The sequence below is a fragment of the Adlercreutzia sp. ZJ138 genome, from assembly GCF_011038935.1.
Lineage (GTDB): Bacteria > Actinomycetota > Coriobacteriia > Coriobacteriales > Eggerthellaceae > ZJ141.
In genome coordinates, this window is record NZ_JAAKEA010000027.1 from 13,574 (window position 1) to 28,767 (window position 15,194).

Consider the following 15,194-nt stretch of genomic DNA (forward strand, 5'->3'; position numbering starts at 1 on the left):
GTTTCGGCGCGCATCGCCGAAACACTCCTACCCTTCGGATGCGATCGAGTTCTCCGACAACTTCGCTGCAAAACTCCCCAGCGGATGTGCATCATTCTTGCATGCTTCATCGGTGGCATGGATGGTCGTGCCAGCACCCGTAGAAGTCATGATCTCGAGCAGCAGCGAGTGAGGCGTGATACCGTTGATGATGTGAGCGCGGAACACGCCGTTTTCCAGCGCATGGATGCACGAACGCAACTTCGGAATCATGCCCGCCGACACCACGTTGTTCTCAACAAGGTACTGCGTTTCGAACAACGTGAGGTTTGAAATGAGTGAGTCTTTGTCTTCGAAGTTCTCATACAGGCCGTCGACGTCGGTAAGGAAAATGATTTTGTGTGCGCCGATGGCCGCAGCCACGTATCCCGCTGCCATGTCGGCGTTTACGTTGTAGAAGCCACCGTCCTCGCCGAGTGCAACAGAAGCAATGACCGGGATGTAATCGCCCTCGATGAGATCTTCTACCAGGTAGGAATTGATGCGGGTGATCTGACCGACGCGCTGTAACTCGGGGCTCATCTGCTTGGCAATGATCGTGCCACCGTCGGCACCGGAAAGTCCTACCGCAAAGTTGCCGTGGGCATTCAAATCGGCAACCAAATCTTGATTGACCTCGCCCATGAGTACCGTGCGCACCAAATCCATAGCCTCGGGCGTGGTAACGCGCTGACCGTCCTTGAACTCAACCGGTAACTGCATGCGCTCCATAGCTGCACTGATGGCCTTGCCGCCGCCATGCACGATAACCGGATTGATGCCGATGATCTTCATGAGTACGATGTCGGCCATAACTTTCTGACGCAGCTCTTTGTCGACCATGGCCGACCCGCCATACTTGATGACAACGGTTTTGCCCGTGATGTTCTTGATCCACGGCATCGCCTCAACCAAAACCTCGGCTGCGTCGTTGGATACGCCCAGCGGGCGCGTGTGCTTTGCGTACTTCATGAACGGTAATCTCCATTGATCGTAATGTACTCATGCGTGAAATCGCACGTCCAGATGGTGGTTTCGCACGAACCTTCGCCCAGGTCGACGTCTAGTACGATTTCGGGGTCTTCGAATCGGCGAAGTGCTTCGTCTTCGTCGAAGGCAACGGTCAAACCGCGCCTACACACGGGCATGCCCATGATGTCGATGGAAGCGTTTTCCTGGCGGAAGACCGCACCCGACTTGCCGATGGCGGCAGCAATGCGCCCCCAGTTGGCGTCGTGCCCGCAAATGGCGGTTTTCACCAGCGGGGAATTTGCAACGGCACGAGCAGCCAGATCGGCATCTGCTGGGGTTGCCGCACCCGCCAGGTTCACGGTAACAAGCTTGGTTGCGCCCTCGCCGTCGGCAGCCATTTGGCGCGCCAGGATCTCGCATACGGCAATAAGGGCTTGCTTGAAGCGGCAAAGTGCCGGTGAACCAATGGTAATAGGGGCAGCACCGGCGGGAGCAGCGGCGCCACTTGCCAGCACGTAGCACGAATCGTTGGTGGACGTGTCGGAGTCGACTGTCACCTTGTTAAAGCTCACATTCGCCGCTTCAACGAGCGCTTCATGCAGTGCATCGGGAGACACAGGTGCGTCGGTAGTGATGGCCGATATCATGGTGGCCATGTTGGGCATGATCATGCCCGAGCCCTTCGCCATGCCGCCCACGGTAAACGTGCAACCCTCGTAACCAATGCCATCGCCGGAAAAGCGCACCGCTGCCTCTTTCGCAACGGTGTCGGTGGTCATAATGGCACGCGCCGCCTGAGCGCCGCCCTCGGTAGAAAGCACACGCACAGCATCGGGCACGGCCACACGGAACGGCTCGAGCGGCAAATGCACGCCAATGACGCCGGTGGAAGCCACCATGACCTCGGACGCTGGGCACCCAACCGCATCTCCCACGATGCGCGCGGATTCGCGCGCGGCTTGCAACCCGGGCTCACCGGTAGCTGCATTCGCGTTGCCGGAATTTACCACCAAAGCGCGCGCGGTACCGTACCCCACATTCCCAAGCTGCTCGCGACACACGATAACGGGTGCGGAACAGAATACATTTGTGGTGAACACGCCCGCACACGCGCATGGTTCATCGGCTACCAACAGGGCCATATCAAGACGCTGCGGGTCTTTGCGGAAGCCGGCGTGCACACCGCATGCCCGAAAGCCCTGCGCTGAGGTTGCTCCTCCTTCGATATGCTCGATGGCGGGGTCGGCTTTGGCACTGCGGCCAAGGCGAAGCGGGGCAACCTGCTCCGTTGTCTGATTCGCGTTTTGTTCGGCCATGCAATCCTCTCCTTACTGTGGCTTGCGACAACCGCCACAGGCCACGTGCGCCCGATTTCGCGGCACGCATCAACTCCAAGCGCTACCCAACCGGCACGGCAACTGGCTCGAGCGCACGCGTTTCGGGCAAACCCAAAACGATGTTTGCGCACTGCATCGCCTGATCGGCAGCGCCTTTCCCGATATTGTCGATAGCCCCGACTGCAATGAGCACGCCAGCGCGATCGTTTACGGCCACACCAATGTGCGCGTAGTTCGACCCCGCCACCGAAGAGGTTTTCGGCATCTTGCCTGCTGGTAACACACGCACGAACGCACTGTTGCGGTAGAACTCGCTATACACCTCGACCGCTTCCTCGGTGGTTCGGGGGGCGCCCGACGCCAGCGGAATGTTCACCGTAGACAGCAGCCCGCGATTGAGCGGGGCCAAATGCGGTGTGAACACAAGCCTGCCCTCGATCCCTAAGATCTGCTCGATCTCGGGGGTGTGCCTGTGCGTTGCAACACCGTACGCTTCGAGGTTTTCGTCGGCAAAGCAGTAATGGGTGCGTGCGGTTGCCTTCTTGCCCGCACCGGTTACGCCCGAAATGGCGTCAACCACCACAGCACCAGCATCCGCCAGCATGCCCGCACGAATAGCCGGTGCGGCCGCAAGCGACGTGGCTGTCGGATAGCATCCCGCGCACCCCACCAGCACACCTTCGCCCTGTGCCCTGCGCGCCGCAACACGCGCCAAGTCATCAGGGAACAGTTCGGGCAGACCAAAGGCCGCCTGAGCGAGCAGATCCGTTGCGGTGTGAGGGGTCTTGTACCACTGCTCGTAGACTGCAGGGTCTTTCAGTCGGAAGTCGGCGGAAAGATCGATAACCACTGCCCCGCGGGCAACCAAGCGGGGTGCCATGGCAAGCGCCGCCGTATGAGGAACGGCAAGAAACACCAGTTCGCATTCATCGAGCTTTGGGTCGTCATGCGTGGTATACGCAAGATCGGTTACCCCGAGAAACGCCGGGTACTCGTCGGCGACGCGCACGCCCGCAAGCTCATTCGACGTAACGACAGTAAGCTGCAAGTCGGGGTGCCGAAGCGCCACGCGCGTTAGCTCGACCCCTGCAAAACCGGCAGCCCCCACAATACCCGTGGTAATGGACATAATGGCTCTCCTGTCTCTCATGGCGCGCATGCCAAGCGCGCCCAACTGCATCGCCACACGCTTCTTTCAACGTGCGCTTCGTTTGTTTTTGGGCGATTGCACAAAAACAAACGCGACGCAAGACTCGTATATCTTACGGCTGAATATGCAGGTTCACAAGAAGTTGAAGCGAAATAAACAGCGGAATTGCTTTCATTTCGCCGTGAATGTCACATCAGCCACGTACCAGCTGCATCCGCAATGCCCCTCGCCCGCGCCGCACGAGCTGCGCACCCGCACGAAACCGAAAGCGGGCGCGCTTGATTACGATAGCGTAACCTTCAAGAAAAAACGAGCGCATGGCGATGCGGTTTGAGACGCTATTGCAGTACCATGTGCCAAAACAACTATCGCGCACCGAATGCGCACCTGCGCATGGAAAGAGACGGCATGATATCGCAACGCAGCACGGCACCGAACACGCCGAACCAACCGGCCAACGCGACGAGCCAACCCGCGCGCGAAGACAACATTCGCGCCATTGTCAGCTACTTCGAAAGCGGCATCAAACCGCATGAAACGCTGGGAAACGTCGGTATTGAACTTGAGCACACGATCGTACGGCACGACCTGTCCCCCGTGCCGTACAGTGGCGACGCTGGCGTGGCAACTGTGCTTGAGGCGCTGTCGAAGGACTACCCTTGCATTACTCGCGACGAAGCAGGTGACATTTTGGGTGTCGCACGCGCAGGCGAGAGTATCACTATTGAGCCGGCGGCGCAGATTGAGTTGTCCGCGGGACCATTTGCTGATCTGCATCGGGCACGCGACGTTTTCGACAACTTCGAAGCGACGCTTGACCGTGAACTTACGCGCATTGGCGCACAAGCGCTGGCAACGGGATATCATCCCACGGCACGCGCGCTTGACTTAGAGCTCATTCCCAAACGCCGCTATGAGCTGATGAACACGTACTTGAGTGCCACCGACACATGCGGCCCATGCATGATGCGCGGCAGCGCATCGACCCAAGTATCTATCGATTACATAAGCGTTGATGACTGCCTGCGCAAACTGCGACTCGCGTGTACAATTGTGCCAGTGCTGTCGCTTATCTGCGACAACTCACCGGTATTTGAAGGTGTTCCGCGCACGAAAAAGCTTGTACGCACACACATTTGGAATCATATGGACGCCGACCGCTGCGGCATTGTACCTGGCGCGCTGTCGACGTCGTTCACGCTTGAAGCATACGCCGCCTACATCCTAGACACACCAGCCATCCTCGTGCAAGACCCTACCACGCGCGAGTGGGTGGCCGACGCTCGCACGTTCGGCGAAATCTACGCAACGCGCAGTATGGAGCGCGCCGATGTGGAACACGCACTGTCGATGTTTTTCACCGACGTGCGCCTAAAAACCTATATCGAAATTCGGCCCGCAGACACCATGCCTGTGCCCTATGCAATAGCATACGCCGCCCTGATAAAGGGGCTATTCTACAACGAGCACAGCCTTCGCGCACTTGAACTACTCATCGGCGAGCCAACCGAAGAAGACGTCGTGCGCGCAAAGCGCGAGTTGATGGCGCACGGCTATGAGGCACGTGTGTATGGGAACTGCGTAGCCAACATCTGCGACGACTTGCTCGCTATCGCACACGCCGGCTTGCCTGACGACGAACGTGAGGTCATCGAACCGTTGGAGACCCTTGTCGAAGCGCGCACCACGCTTGCCGATATAACCGAGCAAACGGGCTTCCTGCGCGCCGACAGCTCGGTGCACGAAGTTGAGCAGCGAACAAATTAAGGAGCCGTGGCGAAAGCGCTGAATTTCGATGTCACACTGCTTGAGGTGCGAAATCTGCGCTAGACTAGGTGCGCATCAATCACACGTTGCGCATTGTCGCGTGCGAAACGAACGCGATCACCGCGCAGAAGGAGCCGTTCATGAGCAATGAGGGCAAGAGAGTCAAGGCACACTACACCGGCACGCTTGATGATGGGACGAAGTTCGATTCGTCGCTCGACCGCGGCGAGCCCATCGAGTTTACCTGCATGGCAGGACAGATGATTAAGGGATTCGACGCAGCTGTTAAAGACATGACTGTCGGCGAGACGAAAACCGTACACATTGCTGCAGCCGACGCATACGGCGAGTACGAACCAGCCAAAGTTCAGCACATTCCTGCCGCGCAGGTACAAGGAGCCGATCAGCTGCAGGATGGGCAGCGCTTCTTCTTGAGCGGACCCATGGGACAGCCGATCGCGGCAACGCTTAAAGATGGCATTATCACGGTTGATTTGAACCACGAACTTGCCGGCAAGGATCTCAACTTCGAGATCACCCTTGTAGAGGTTGCCGACTAAGGAAGCACCGAACACGAGTGCTCCTTTAATCGAGGAAGGCGAACTTAGCGAAAACTAAGTTCGCCTTCCTCGTATTTGTCTAACGTTTATGCCGAAGTGAAGACGATAGGATAGCAGAACAGCAAAAGACGGTGATCAAGCCGCAATCCAAGCGCAACTGATTGTCTAGCCGATTCGCGTTATTCGATGTCGGCTATGCCGTAGTGGCGCTGTACGATGTCGGCCGCATCGCGCACGGCCGACAAGCATGGCCTGCTGGCGTAGTAGTCATCCGTGCGCACCGCCGGTTCGGCAAGGTCTTCACCTGGTGCAAGTCCCAGCATCTCGCGGCACACGTACGATCCTTGCCGTGCTTTGAACTCGCCGATCAGCTGCTGGGTAGTTCCGTACAGGGCAACCTTACCTTCCTTTTCGGCAGGGTTGTCGTAGCCATCCATGCACCCGATGACGAGCGTCATGCCCGATACGGCCCCGCACACTTCCCGCAGCTTGCCAAACCCTGCACCAAACGCGCTTGCAAAGCGCACCGCCTGATTAAGGTTCATTCCCGCCACGTCACAAAACGCACCAAACACCGACTGACAGCAGTTATATCCCTGTTTGAATAGCTCTTCGGCCTTATCAGCCCTCGTTTTCATAGCTTCCCCCTTCGTCGTTTTCGTACGCGCGGTGCGCAATCAACAGAGCGCACAGCACGCGCCATCGGCGGCGCGCACCGCCGAAACCGCGTACTACCAGGATATAAGCTCACAGCCGTCTTCGGTCACCACCAGCTGAACCTCCCATTGCGCCGACAAGCTGCGATCCTTCGTTCGCACAGTCCAGCCGTTCGGATCGGACATATCGATATCGTGCTTGCCAGCATTGATCATGGGTTCGATGGTAAACACCATGCCCGGCACAAGCACCATGCCCGTACCAGAGCGACCCACGTGACTGACGAACGGGTCTTCGTGGAACTCGAAACCGATCCCGTGCCCACCAAACTCGCGCACCACCGAGAAGCCGCACTTTTCAGCGTGCTTCTGCACAGCCTCGCTCACGTCACCTAAGAAGCCCCAGGGTTTCACGGCGGCGATACCCGCCTCCATGGCGCGCTTGGTTTCCTCAACTAGACGGCGAGCCTCGTCGGACACCTCGCCGATACAAAACATGCGCGACGAATCACTGTAGTAGCCGTTAAGGATGGTAGAGCAGTCGACGTTAACGATGTCGCCCTCTTGCAACACGTCTTCTTTGCAGGGAATTCCGTGACACACCACTTCGTTGATGGACGTACACACGCTTTTCGGATAGCCCTCGTAGTTCAGGTCAGCCGGCGTGCCACCATGTTCAACGGTGTAGTCGTAAATCCACTGGTCGATTTCCTCGGTGGAAACCCCCGCCTTGATGCGTTCGCCCACCAGGTCAAGCACACCGCGGTTGATTTCCGCACTGCGCTTGAGCGCTTCGATATCGGCGGGCATCTTCAGCAAATCGCGGCTGGGGACTTCGAAACCGCGGCTGTAGAGGTCTTGCAGTCGCTCATCGAAATCGTGGTGGCACTTTTTGTACTTCTTCCCGCTACCGCACCAGCATTCGTCGTTGCGACCGGGAACCGGCAACCTATCGTACATGGGAATCACCCTTCTGATCGCTGCTCGGGCTACGTTGCGAAGCGCAACCCGATCGCGCCTAGGACTTCCCGGGCGCGTGGGTTCGGTTTGCCTCATTGTACCGCCTTTCATACGCGCGCACAGTTAGGCTAAGCATACTTTCATAAGCTATCGAATGAAGCTAAACAACGCTTTCGGCTCGGGCGTTGGTGCAGGAAGGCCGTTTTCGCGACCCAACTCGAGCAGCTTCAGCAACCACGCCATGTTCACACCAATACCCCGCATGACGCTTAGGCCCTCTTCGTCCTGTGCGGCTTCACCAGGCAAGCGACCAAAGCAATCGTTCCAGTACGAAGAGGGCACCATGATCATGTTATTGATACCAATGTACTTGTTCATCATATCGTAGCTGGTCGTGCATCCCGCGCGGCGTGCCACCGCAACGCAAGCGGCCGGTTTGTATGCCATCTTGGCACCACCTGCAAAAAACAGCCGATCCATAAACGAAACCATGTTGCCATTCGGGGATGCGTAGTACACCGGCGTGCCGAACACATAGCCGTCGGCATCCTCGAGCTTCGCAAGAGCATCGTTTACCACATCGTCGAACACGCAGCGACCACTGCTCGCGCACTTGCCGCACGCAATACAGCCGCGCACCGGCTTTACGCCCACGTTTATGACTTCCGTCTCGATTCCCTGAGCGTTCAGTACGCCCGCGATCTCAGCAAGCGCCACACCCGTGTTCGATTTCGGACGCGGGCTGCCGTTAAACATCAAAACCTTCATGCTTTCCCCCTTTGGGTTGTTTTCTTTCATGCGACGTTTCGACACTCGGTGAAGCGGGGCTGTTACAAGCAGCCCCTTCAGCACCCACGTGCGCATTCATCGCTTGTCACCCGTTGCTAGCCGCGAACTTCGGCTTTCGTCGCGCCACACACCTTCTGTACCAGCTTGGCGTGCGCACGCTCCACTTCCTCGCTCGTAAGCGTGCGATCGGCTGCGCGGTACGTAAGCGCATAGGCCATGGATTTTTTGCCCGCGCCCACGCGTTCGGCGTCGCGGTACACGTCGAACAACTGAACGCTTTCCAGCAGCTTGCCGCCAGCGCTGGTCATAACCTGCGTCATGCGCTCGTGCGTAACTGATTCGTCCACCACGAATGCCTGGTCGATGGCAACCGCGGGGAACGTGGGCACGTCGACGTACGGACGCGCAGGGCAAGAAGCCTTCACAAGCGCATGAACATCAAGCTCGAAAGCGACCACCGGCGCCTGCGCTTCGAAGTCAGCAACAGCAAGCGGATGGATTTCGCCAACCCATCCAAGCGACGTACCACCTGAAAGCACTTCGGCGGCGCGTCCCGGCTGCAAATGCGGAGCGTCATCGGACGACATCGCCTTGAAACGCAGTTTCGGCAGCGCCAACTCGCGCGCGAGGTTTTCCACAACGCCCTTGCCGTCGAAGAAGTCAAACGCAGCTGGAGTGTTGTTCCACGATGCATCACCCATAGCGCCTGCCAGCACGCCCGCGAGCTTCTTGCGCTCCTTCGGCTTCTTCTTGCCGTCGGTGGCAGAGAATACCAGGCCGATCTCGTAGAGCTGCACGTTCTTCACGCCGTGGCTCTGGTTGTACGACACGCTGCGTAGCAGGCCTGGCACGATGCTCTGACGCATGACGGACTGATCGGCATTCAGTGGATTCAGTAGCTCAACGGGCAGCCCTAGCCCCTGATCGTTCATGCGCAAGCGAGCGATGTCACCTGGCTCGGCAAATGAGTAGGTCATTGTTTCATTCATGCCGCTTGCCCGCAGCGTGTTGCCCACAATCGCCAACTTCTGCTGTTCATCGGTACGCACGCCCACGCGCTCGCGGCCACCCGGCAGCGTAGGCGGAATGCGATCCATGCCGTAGAGTCGCAGCACCTCTTCGTAGAGGTCGATCTCGCGCTCGAGGTCGGGGCGGAACGTGGGAGCCACAACCGCAAGCACATCGGCATCTGCAGTGTCGGAAACCTCGCATCCCAAACGCTGCAGAATGTCAACAATAAAGTCGCGAGGAATAGCGGCACCCATCATGTCCTGGAAACGCGGAATGCGGAAAACAAGCTCGCGTGCGGGCGATGGCGTAGGCCATTCGTCGATGATGCCAGCATCGTTGCCGCTCGCGCAGCTGATGGTGCCACCCGACACCTCGGCAATGAGACGTGCTGCAGCAGCCGAACGGGCATCAATGCCATGATCGTCAACACCGCGCTCGTAGCGCATGGAGCTTTCAGAAATAAGCCCGAGGTTACGGCTCGTGCGGCTGGTGCGGCCCGCCTCGAAGGTAGCTGCTTCCAGGAAAATGTCGCACGTCTCATTGGTAACTTCGGTATCCAAACCGCCCATAACGCCCGCCAACGCCACCGCACCGTGCTCCGGCGTAGCGATGACAGTCATGTCGGAGGTCAGCGTGCGCTTCTCGCCATCGAGCGTGGTGAGCACCTCGCCGTCACGCGCAGCACGCACCACCACGTGTGCATGGCCGTCGGCACCTTTGAGCGCATTAAGGTCGAATGCGTGCAGCGGCTGCCCGAACAGGAACAGAATGTAGTTCGTCACGTCGACGATGTTGTTGATGGAACGCTGCCCAATGGCCGCCAGGCGCTCGACCATCCAGTCGGGACTCGGACCAACCTTACAACCGCAGATGATGCGGCCAGCATAGCGCGGGCAGCGAACAGGGTCTTCGATAGTCACGCTCGCATCGACGTCGACCGGCACAGCGTTCGCATCAAGCCCTAAGCCACCTGCGTCACCTTCGCCCATCATTTCGGCAAGCGGGCTCTTCCATGCACACTGGTACATGGCGCCCACTTCGCGCGCGAAGCCAACCATGCTCAAGCAGTCCGGACGGTTTGGCGTGATTTCCAGATCGAGCACCGTATCGGTGAGCTTCAGGTAGTCGGCAAGCGGCGTTCCCACCGGTGCGTCATCGGGCAGCACCCAGATGCCTTCATGGTCGGTGCCAAGCCCCAGCTCGCGCTTGCTGCAGCACATGCCGCAGCTTACCTGTCCACGCAGCTTGCTCTTCTTGATCTTGAAGTCGCCGGGCAAAACCGCGCCCACCGTAGCCACCGGCACCTTAATTCCCGCAGCAATGTTCGGCGCGCCGCACACGATCTGCACGGGTTCAGCCCCGCCTACGTTCACCGTAACCACGTGCATGTGGTCGCTGTCGGGATGCGGATCACAGGTTTCCACAAAGCCCACAACCACGCCGTCGAACGTGGCACCAAGCGTTTCGACACCTTCCACACCCGTGCCCGTAAGATCGAGCTTGTCGCAGAACGCCTTTATATCAGTAGGCACGTCCACATACTCGGACAGCCATTTCAGAGATACTTTCATTGGATTATCTTTCTCTTCATTCGCATTTCCCGGTTTCGCCGGAAACGCGATCAGGTGATCGCCTCTACGAGAGTTTTTCTCTTCTATCACCGGTCGTTCGTAGTGTCAGCGAGGGCGGTTGCGGTGCTCGAGATTCGTGGGATGGCGAAGGCGAAGCGTACTTCGGTACGTGAGCCTTCGGTATCCCACGAAGATCGAGTGCCTCAACCGGCCGCAGCGTCGACCGTTTCGTTGTTCGTTAGAACAACGAAACCTAGAACTGACGTAGGAACCGCATGTCGCCTTCTAGCAGCATGCGCAGGTCGGGGACGTTGTACTTCAGGCAAGCGATGCGCTCTACCCCCATGCCGAACGCGAAGCCCGAGTACACCTCGGGGTCGATGCCGCTCATTTCAAGCACGTTGGGATCCACCATGCCGCAGCCGAGAATTTCCAGCCAGCCGGTGCCCTTGCACATGCGGCAACCTTCGCCATGGCAAATGCCGCAGCTTACATCTACTTCGGCTGACGGCTCGGTGAACGGGAAGTAATGAGCACGGAAGCGCGTTTTGCGCTCGGGGCCAAACACCTGCTTGCACAGGTAATCGAGCGTGCCCTTCAGATCACCAAAGGTAATACCCTTGTCGATGACCAGGCCTTCGATTTGATGGAACTGGGGCAGATGCGAGGGGTCGGCCACGTCGCGGCGATACACCTTGCCCGGCGCAATCATGTAGATGGGCAATAGCTGATCCTCCATGCAGTGCACCTGCACACCTGACGTTTGCGTGCGCAGCAGCACGTCGGACTCGCCACGAACCCTGGAAGTGTCGCCCGACAGGTCGTGCACATAGAACGTGTCCTGCATGCTGCGACTGGGATGGTCGGCCGGCGCATTCAGAGCTGTGAAGTTGTAGTAGTCGGTTTCGACTTCAGGACCTTCGACAACGCGGTAGCCGAGCCCTAAGAAGATGTCGGACACCTCGTCAGCGATGCGGTTAATGAGATGCCGTGTGCCCATCTGCTGAGCGCGGCCCGGCAGCGTCACATCTACGGCAGCCGCATCGATAGCCGCCTCAAGTTCGGCCGCTGCAAGTGCCGCCTTACGCGCTGACAGCGCCGCTTCTACTGCTGCGCGAACCTCGTTTACTGTTTTGCCCACAACGGCACGCTCTTCTTTCAGGACCTGCCCCATAGAGCGCAGGTAACCCGTGAGCGTGCCCGACTTGCCCAAAACCGCCACGCGCACTTGCTCGAGCGCAGCCGACGTGTCGGCCGCCTCAATACGCGCGAGCGTTTGCTCGCGCAGCGCCGCCAGTTCATCTGTAAGTGCCATGCTTCGCCTTTCTTCCTCTCGCAACAACTGCAACAAAAAAGAGCCCTCTCGCGTCCCAGGATGCCCGAAACGAAGAGTTTCGCAGGTCCAAGGACGAGAGATGAGCTCTCGCGGTACCACCTCGGTTGACGCATGCACACTGGCTCCTTGCGGCTTCACCTACTTATTCAGGACGTTCGCGAAGAACACGCCTGTGCGGAAAGCCAAAGCGCCATGTTGCTGCGCCCGCTCGTTTCGCTTGATAACGGAAGCACCCGTCATGCCCTACTTGCATCTCGCGCTGCATCTCGCACTGTGGCGTTCTTCGCGTTCTTCACCGGTGCTTACACCGTTGCGAAGCGGCCATACGCTTGGCGCGTCTGATTTCAGGCATGCTGCTCGGAAGGGAATTGGCACGCACTTGCCGCCCGAACCCTTTCAGCCGGTGAGGTTCGTCTCTGACGGCGCAAGCCCACGCATGCCACTGTCTTCGTCAGCGCATGTAACCATGTAGTATAGCGCACACCTACACAGTGCAGCGGAATTTCACGAACTCAATGGCGAAGAACGCGTAACTCACTCACGCCTTAACCCGAACCATTCAACATTCAACATCAAGCGCATGCTTTGTCTTTCTTCGGCCTACCGACCTTCGGCTTTTCTGCAATGCGAGCCCGTATGCTATCAAGCGTCACATACACATCGCGGCCAACGCGAAAACCCGTAAGAAGCCCCTCTTTTACCATTTGAGAAATACGTGACCTCGTTACCCCCAGAAGCACCGCAGCGTCTTTAGCGCTCACCTTTTCCACCGAATCGAGACTCACATCAACCGCTACAAGCAACACTCGTCCGCCTCTTTGTGGCTTGTGCTCCAATGTTGCCTCTGGTATTACCTCATTGTTCATCAGGCGATATTCGATTTCAGTCCTAAGCCAGTCCGCCGCCATTTCACAAGCTTCAGCAACGCTTTCCCCTTGTGTCGCACCACTAAAATCGAAAGGAATAGCCACAAACCAGCCTTCTTCTTCGACAATCTCAAACTCAAACACGTATACCATGACCCACCCCTTCGTTCTTGCTCGCTAAACGCAAGTTCTGCTCCTAGTCATTCGAGACCAGATTGTTTCCTGATTTCTCGTGCTGTGGTTTCTTTAAGCTCACGATGCCGAGGAACAACGGTTCGAAAACCGGGTTTTGCAAATACTTCATGACTCTTCCCACCCCTGCTGACAAACCCCGCTTCAATGAGCTCTCGCACAAGGTCCCTTCTTTTAACCATACAAGCTCCTTGTAATTATACACTTAAGTTAAAAATTTTAGAAGGGATCTCATAAGTCAAGAATCGCATCCGGTCCCTTCCCTTCGGCTAAACACCACATCGCAATGCTTCGCAAAAGGCTGTCCCTTAATTTGCTTAAGGTTAGGATCGGCTGTCCAACCATGACGACATTATAGCGAACATTTGTTTGTTGTTCAAGTCGTACACAAGACAATGCTCTTATTATAAAACGCTGCACTAGAGAAGGCTATTACGTACTAATACCTGATCAAGATGATAATCCCTCTTTTTGCCCGCTTGAGCTGCCGCATATTATTAACTTTTACCCCTTCAAAATCTCTTTTTTAGGACCGCCGAAAAATCTATGGTGACACCATACCGAAAAGCTTCAGCGATCCGCCAAGCCACCGGAAGGAAGGAGAACTACCGTGAATGTTCCCGATGGTATGCGCACAGCCGCAGCCGCACATGAGCCAATCACCCTGAGGGGCGGCACTGGGGAAACACCGCGAGCCGTCAGGTACGCAGCTCATCAAACAGATGAAATAGTTTTGTGGGAACTCGAGGGATTCACGCTTAAATCGGCACGCTACTTCCTCGACAACTACTTAGAACCGTTCGGCTATGAGCCAACAGTTGACAACCCTGATGTGTGGACGGTACCAGGCTGCAGCTTATCAAATTCCGGAGAAAAACTCCGAGAGTGACAAACCGAACCCGCCAGCAATTTTCTCAAGCACGTCAATGCTAGCGTTGCGCGTTCCCGCCTCCACCTTCGCGAGATAGGAACGCTCAACGCCCACCATAAGGGCAAGCTTATCCTGCGTGAGGTTACTTTCCTCCCGCAACTTGCGAATCTTCGCACCGATGGCTTTTCTCGTTGATGGTGTCATGAAGAAAGAGTACATGCTTGAGCTATACTTCTTGAGTCCGATAGGACTCAAGAAGTATATGATTGGACGAAACATACACCGAACAAGATGGGTTGCAACCCGCACTTTCAACCCATCCATGAGGAAGGATCGAAATGTACTGCCCGTTTTGCGGAACCGTGCTTTCTGACAACGCACACTTTTGCCGAAATTGCGGCAAAACAATACCTCAACCCAACGCAAATGCACGCATAAGAACAAGCGCCGAAAAGAGCCCCCAAGCAGCAAGCGCTGGCTTGAGCATCCAGAACCTGAGCGCTTTTGAACTCGTGAGCGTTGCAGCATCGCCCATCGTTATCCTCATTGCTTTATTCGCCCCGTGGCTCAATCTGACGCAAGCAATGTCGTTTGCCGCCTCGTGGAATGGAATCGGATCGTCGCTCACGCTCATTGATGAAACCATCGCGCTCGCACAACATGCAGTTGATTTAAGCTCCTATGCCTGCGTAGCGGGCATGCTGCTGCTTGTCGCGATCATGGTAGCAAGCTTTATCTTCCTTGTACGATTCGCTTACGCTGCGCTCGCACGCAAGGCGAATACAGCACTCAATGGCACGATAGGCTTTGCAGGGCTTGCAGGCGTCTTGCTTATTCATAACCTCATTGTTGTGTTTTTCCCGAAGAGCTACGTTTTCGGAATCGGCTTCTCTCTTGGCTCTCCAAGTGCCTTCACCTGGGTGGCGCTCGTCATATGTGCAGCGCTCGCAGGGTGTCTTGTATACGACAGTAAGCACGAGAAGCACCTGTTCACTCGCTAGAAGCCTCTCTAGGGAAATACTGATTAATTCGCCCTGGACCTAGTCCACACATTGCTAAAGTCAATCGGCAAGAGAGATGGCAGTCTTCGCAAAGCATATGGATGGTATAATAATCCCAGCTCATAAGTACAATTTAC

At 57.0% G+C, this 15,194-nt stretch carries 14 protein-coding genes and 1 pseudogene; 4 read left to right on the forward strand and 11 right to left on the reverse strand.

Annotated elements, in window-relative coordinates; genetic code table 11:
- Positions 1-27: 27 nt before the first annotated feature.
- The 3 genes from argB to argC all read right to left on the reverse strand — a co-directional run bounded on the left by argB (position 28) and on the right by argC (position 3,507).
- Positions 28-990, reverse strand: coding sequence for an acetylglutamate kinase (gene argB / locus G7Y43_RS09615; RefSeq protein WP_165046197.1), 963 nt, complete (start codon positions 988-990; stop codon positions 28-30).
- Positions 987-2,306 carry a bifunctional glutamate N-acetyltransferase/amino-acid acetyltransferase ArgJ gene (gene argJ, locus G7Y43_RS09620; RefSeq protein ID WP_165046198.1) on the reverse strand — a complete coding sequence of 440 codons (1,320 nt, stop codon included), beginning with the start codon at positions 2,304-2,306 and terminating at the stop codon, positions 987-989. Before argJ ends, argB begins: the two co-directional genes overlap by 4 nt.
- A gap of 82 nt (positions 2,307-2,388) precedes the next feature.
- Positions 2,389-3,507 carry an N-acetyl-gamma-glutamyl-phosphate reductase gene (gene argC, locus G7Y43_RS09625; protein ID WP_241158240.1) on the reverse strand — a complete coding sequence of 373 codons (1,119 nt, stop codon included), beginning with the start codon at positions 3,505-3,507 and terminating at the stop codon, positions 2,389-2,391.
- A gap of 378 nt (positions 3,508-3,885) precedes the next feature.
- Here argC and G7Y43_RS09630 point away from each other — a divergent pair, with 378 nt between their 5' ends.
- Together G7Y43_RS09630 and G7Y43_RS09635 are read left to right on the forward strand one after the other, a co-directional pair.
- Positions 3,886-5,244 carry a glutamate-cysteine ligase family protein gene (locus tag G7Y43_RS09630; protein ID WP_165046199.1) on the forward strand — a complete coding sequence of 453 codons (1,359 nt, stop codon included), beginning with the start codon at positions 3,886-3,888 and terminating at the stop codon, positions 5,242-5,244.
- Between the two features lie 140 nt (positions 5,245-5,384).
- Complete coding sequence (locus tag G7Y43_RS09635) at positions 5,385-5,804, forward strand: peptidylprolyl isomerase (protein ID WP_165046200.1); 420 nt, start codon at positions 5,385-5,387, stop codon at positions 5,802-5,804.
- A 179-nt stretch (positions 5,805-5,983) separates the two neighbouring features.
- Here G7Y43_RS09635 and G7Y43_RS09640 read toward each other — a convergent pair whose 3' ends face one another.
- The 8 genes from G7Y43_RS09640 to G7Y43_RS09675 form a co-directional block, all read right to left on the reverse strand.
- The gene (locus tag G7Y43_RS09640) at positions 5,984-6,442 is read right to left on the reverse strand and encodes a C-GCAxxG-C-C family protein (protein ID WP_165046201.1); all 459 of its coding nucleotides are present in this window, start codon (positions 6,440-6,442) and stop codon (positions 5,984-5,986) included.
- 93 nt (positions 6,443-6,535) lie between these two features.
- Positions 6,536-7,420, reverse strand: coding sequence for a methionyl aminopeptidase (locus G7Y43_RS09645; protein ID WP_165046202.1), 885 nt, complete (start codon positions 7,418-7,420; stop codon positions 6,536-6,538).
- Between the two features lie 147 nt (positions 7,421-7,567).
- Entirely contained in the window at positions 7,568-8,188 is a 621-nt protein-coding gene (locus G7Y43_RS09650) for a flavodoxin family protein (protein ID WP_165046203.1), read from the reverse strand.
- Positions 8,189-8,304: 116 nt separating this feature from the next.
- Complete coding sequence (pheT, locus tag G7Y43_RS09655; protein ID WP_165046204.1) at positions 8,305-10,791, reverse strand: phenylalanine--tRNA ligase subunit beta; 2,487 nt, start codon at positions 10,789-10,791, stop codon at positions 8,305-8,307.
- Between the two features lie 253 nt (positions 10,792-11,044).
- Positions 11,045-12,106: a phenylalanine--tRNA ligase subunit alpha gene (pheS, locus tag G7Y43_RS09660; RefSeq protein ID WP_165046205.1), complete on the reverse strand. Its 1,062-nt coding sequence runs from the start codon at positions 12,104-12,106 to the stop codon at positions 11,045-11,047.
- A 593-nt stretch (positions 12,107-12,699) separates the two neighbouring features.
- A complete protein-coding gene (locus tag G7Y43_RS09665) occupies positions 12,700-13,146 on the reverse strand; it encodes a type II toxin-antitoxin system HicB family antitoxin (RefSeq protein ID WP_165046206.1) in 447 nt (148 codons plus the stop codon).
- Between the two features lie 47 nt (positions 13,147-13,193).
- Positions 13,194-13,367: a type II toxin-antitoxin system HicA family toxin gene (locus tag G7Y43_RS10860; RefSeq protein WP_370514689.1), complete on the reverse strand. Its 174-nt coding sequence runs from the start codon at positions 13,365-13,367 to the stop codon at positions 13,194-13,196.
- Positions 13,368-14,044: 677 nt separating this feature from the next.
- On the reverse strand, positions 14,045-14,275 hold the full coding sequence (locus G7Y43_RS09675; RefSeq protein WP_241158238.1) for a helix-turn-helix domain-containing protein: 231 nt from the start codon (positions 14,273-14,275) through the stop codon (positions 14,045-14,047).
- Between the two features lie 119 nt (positions 14,276-14,394).
- Here G7Y43_RS09675 and G7Y43_RS10865 point away from each other — a divergent pair.
- Positions 14,395-14,457, forward strand: a pseudogene (locus tag G7Y43_RS10865) (zinc-ribbon domain-containing protein); the annotation flags it as partial.
- Positions 14,458-14,535: 78 nt separating this feature from the next.
- Entirely contained in the window at positions 14,536-15,057 is a 522-nt protein-coding gene (locus G7Y43_RS09680) for a hypothetical protein (RefSeq protein ID WP_241158239.1), read from the forward strand.
- Positions 15,058-15,194: the final 137 nt, after the last annotated feature.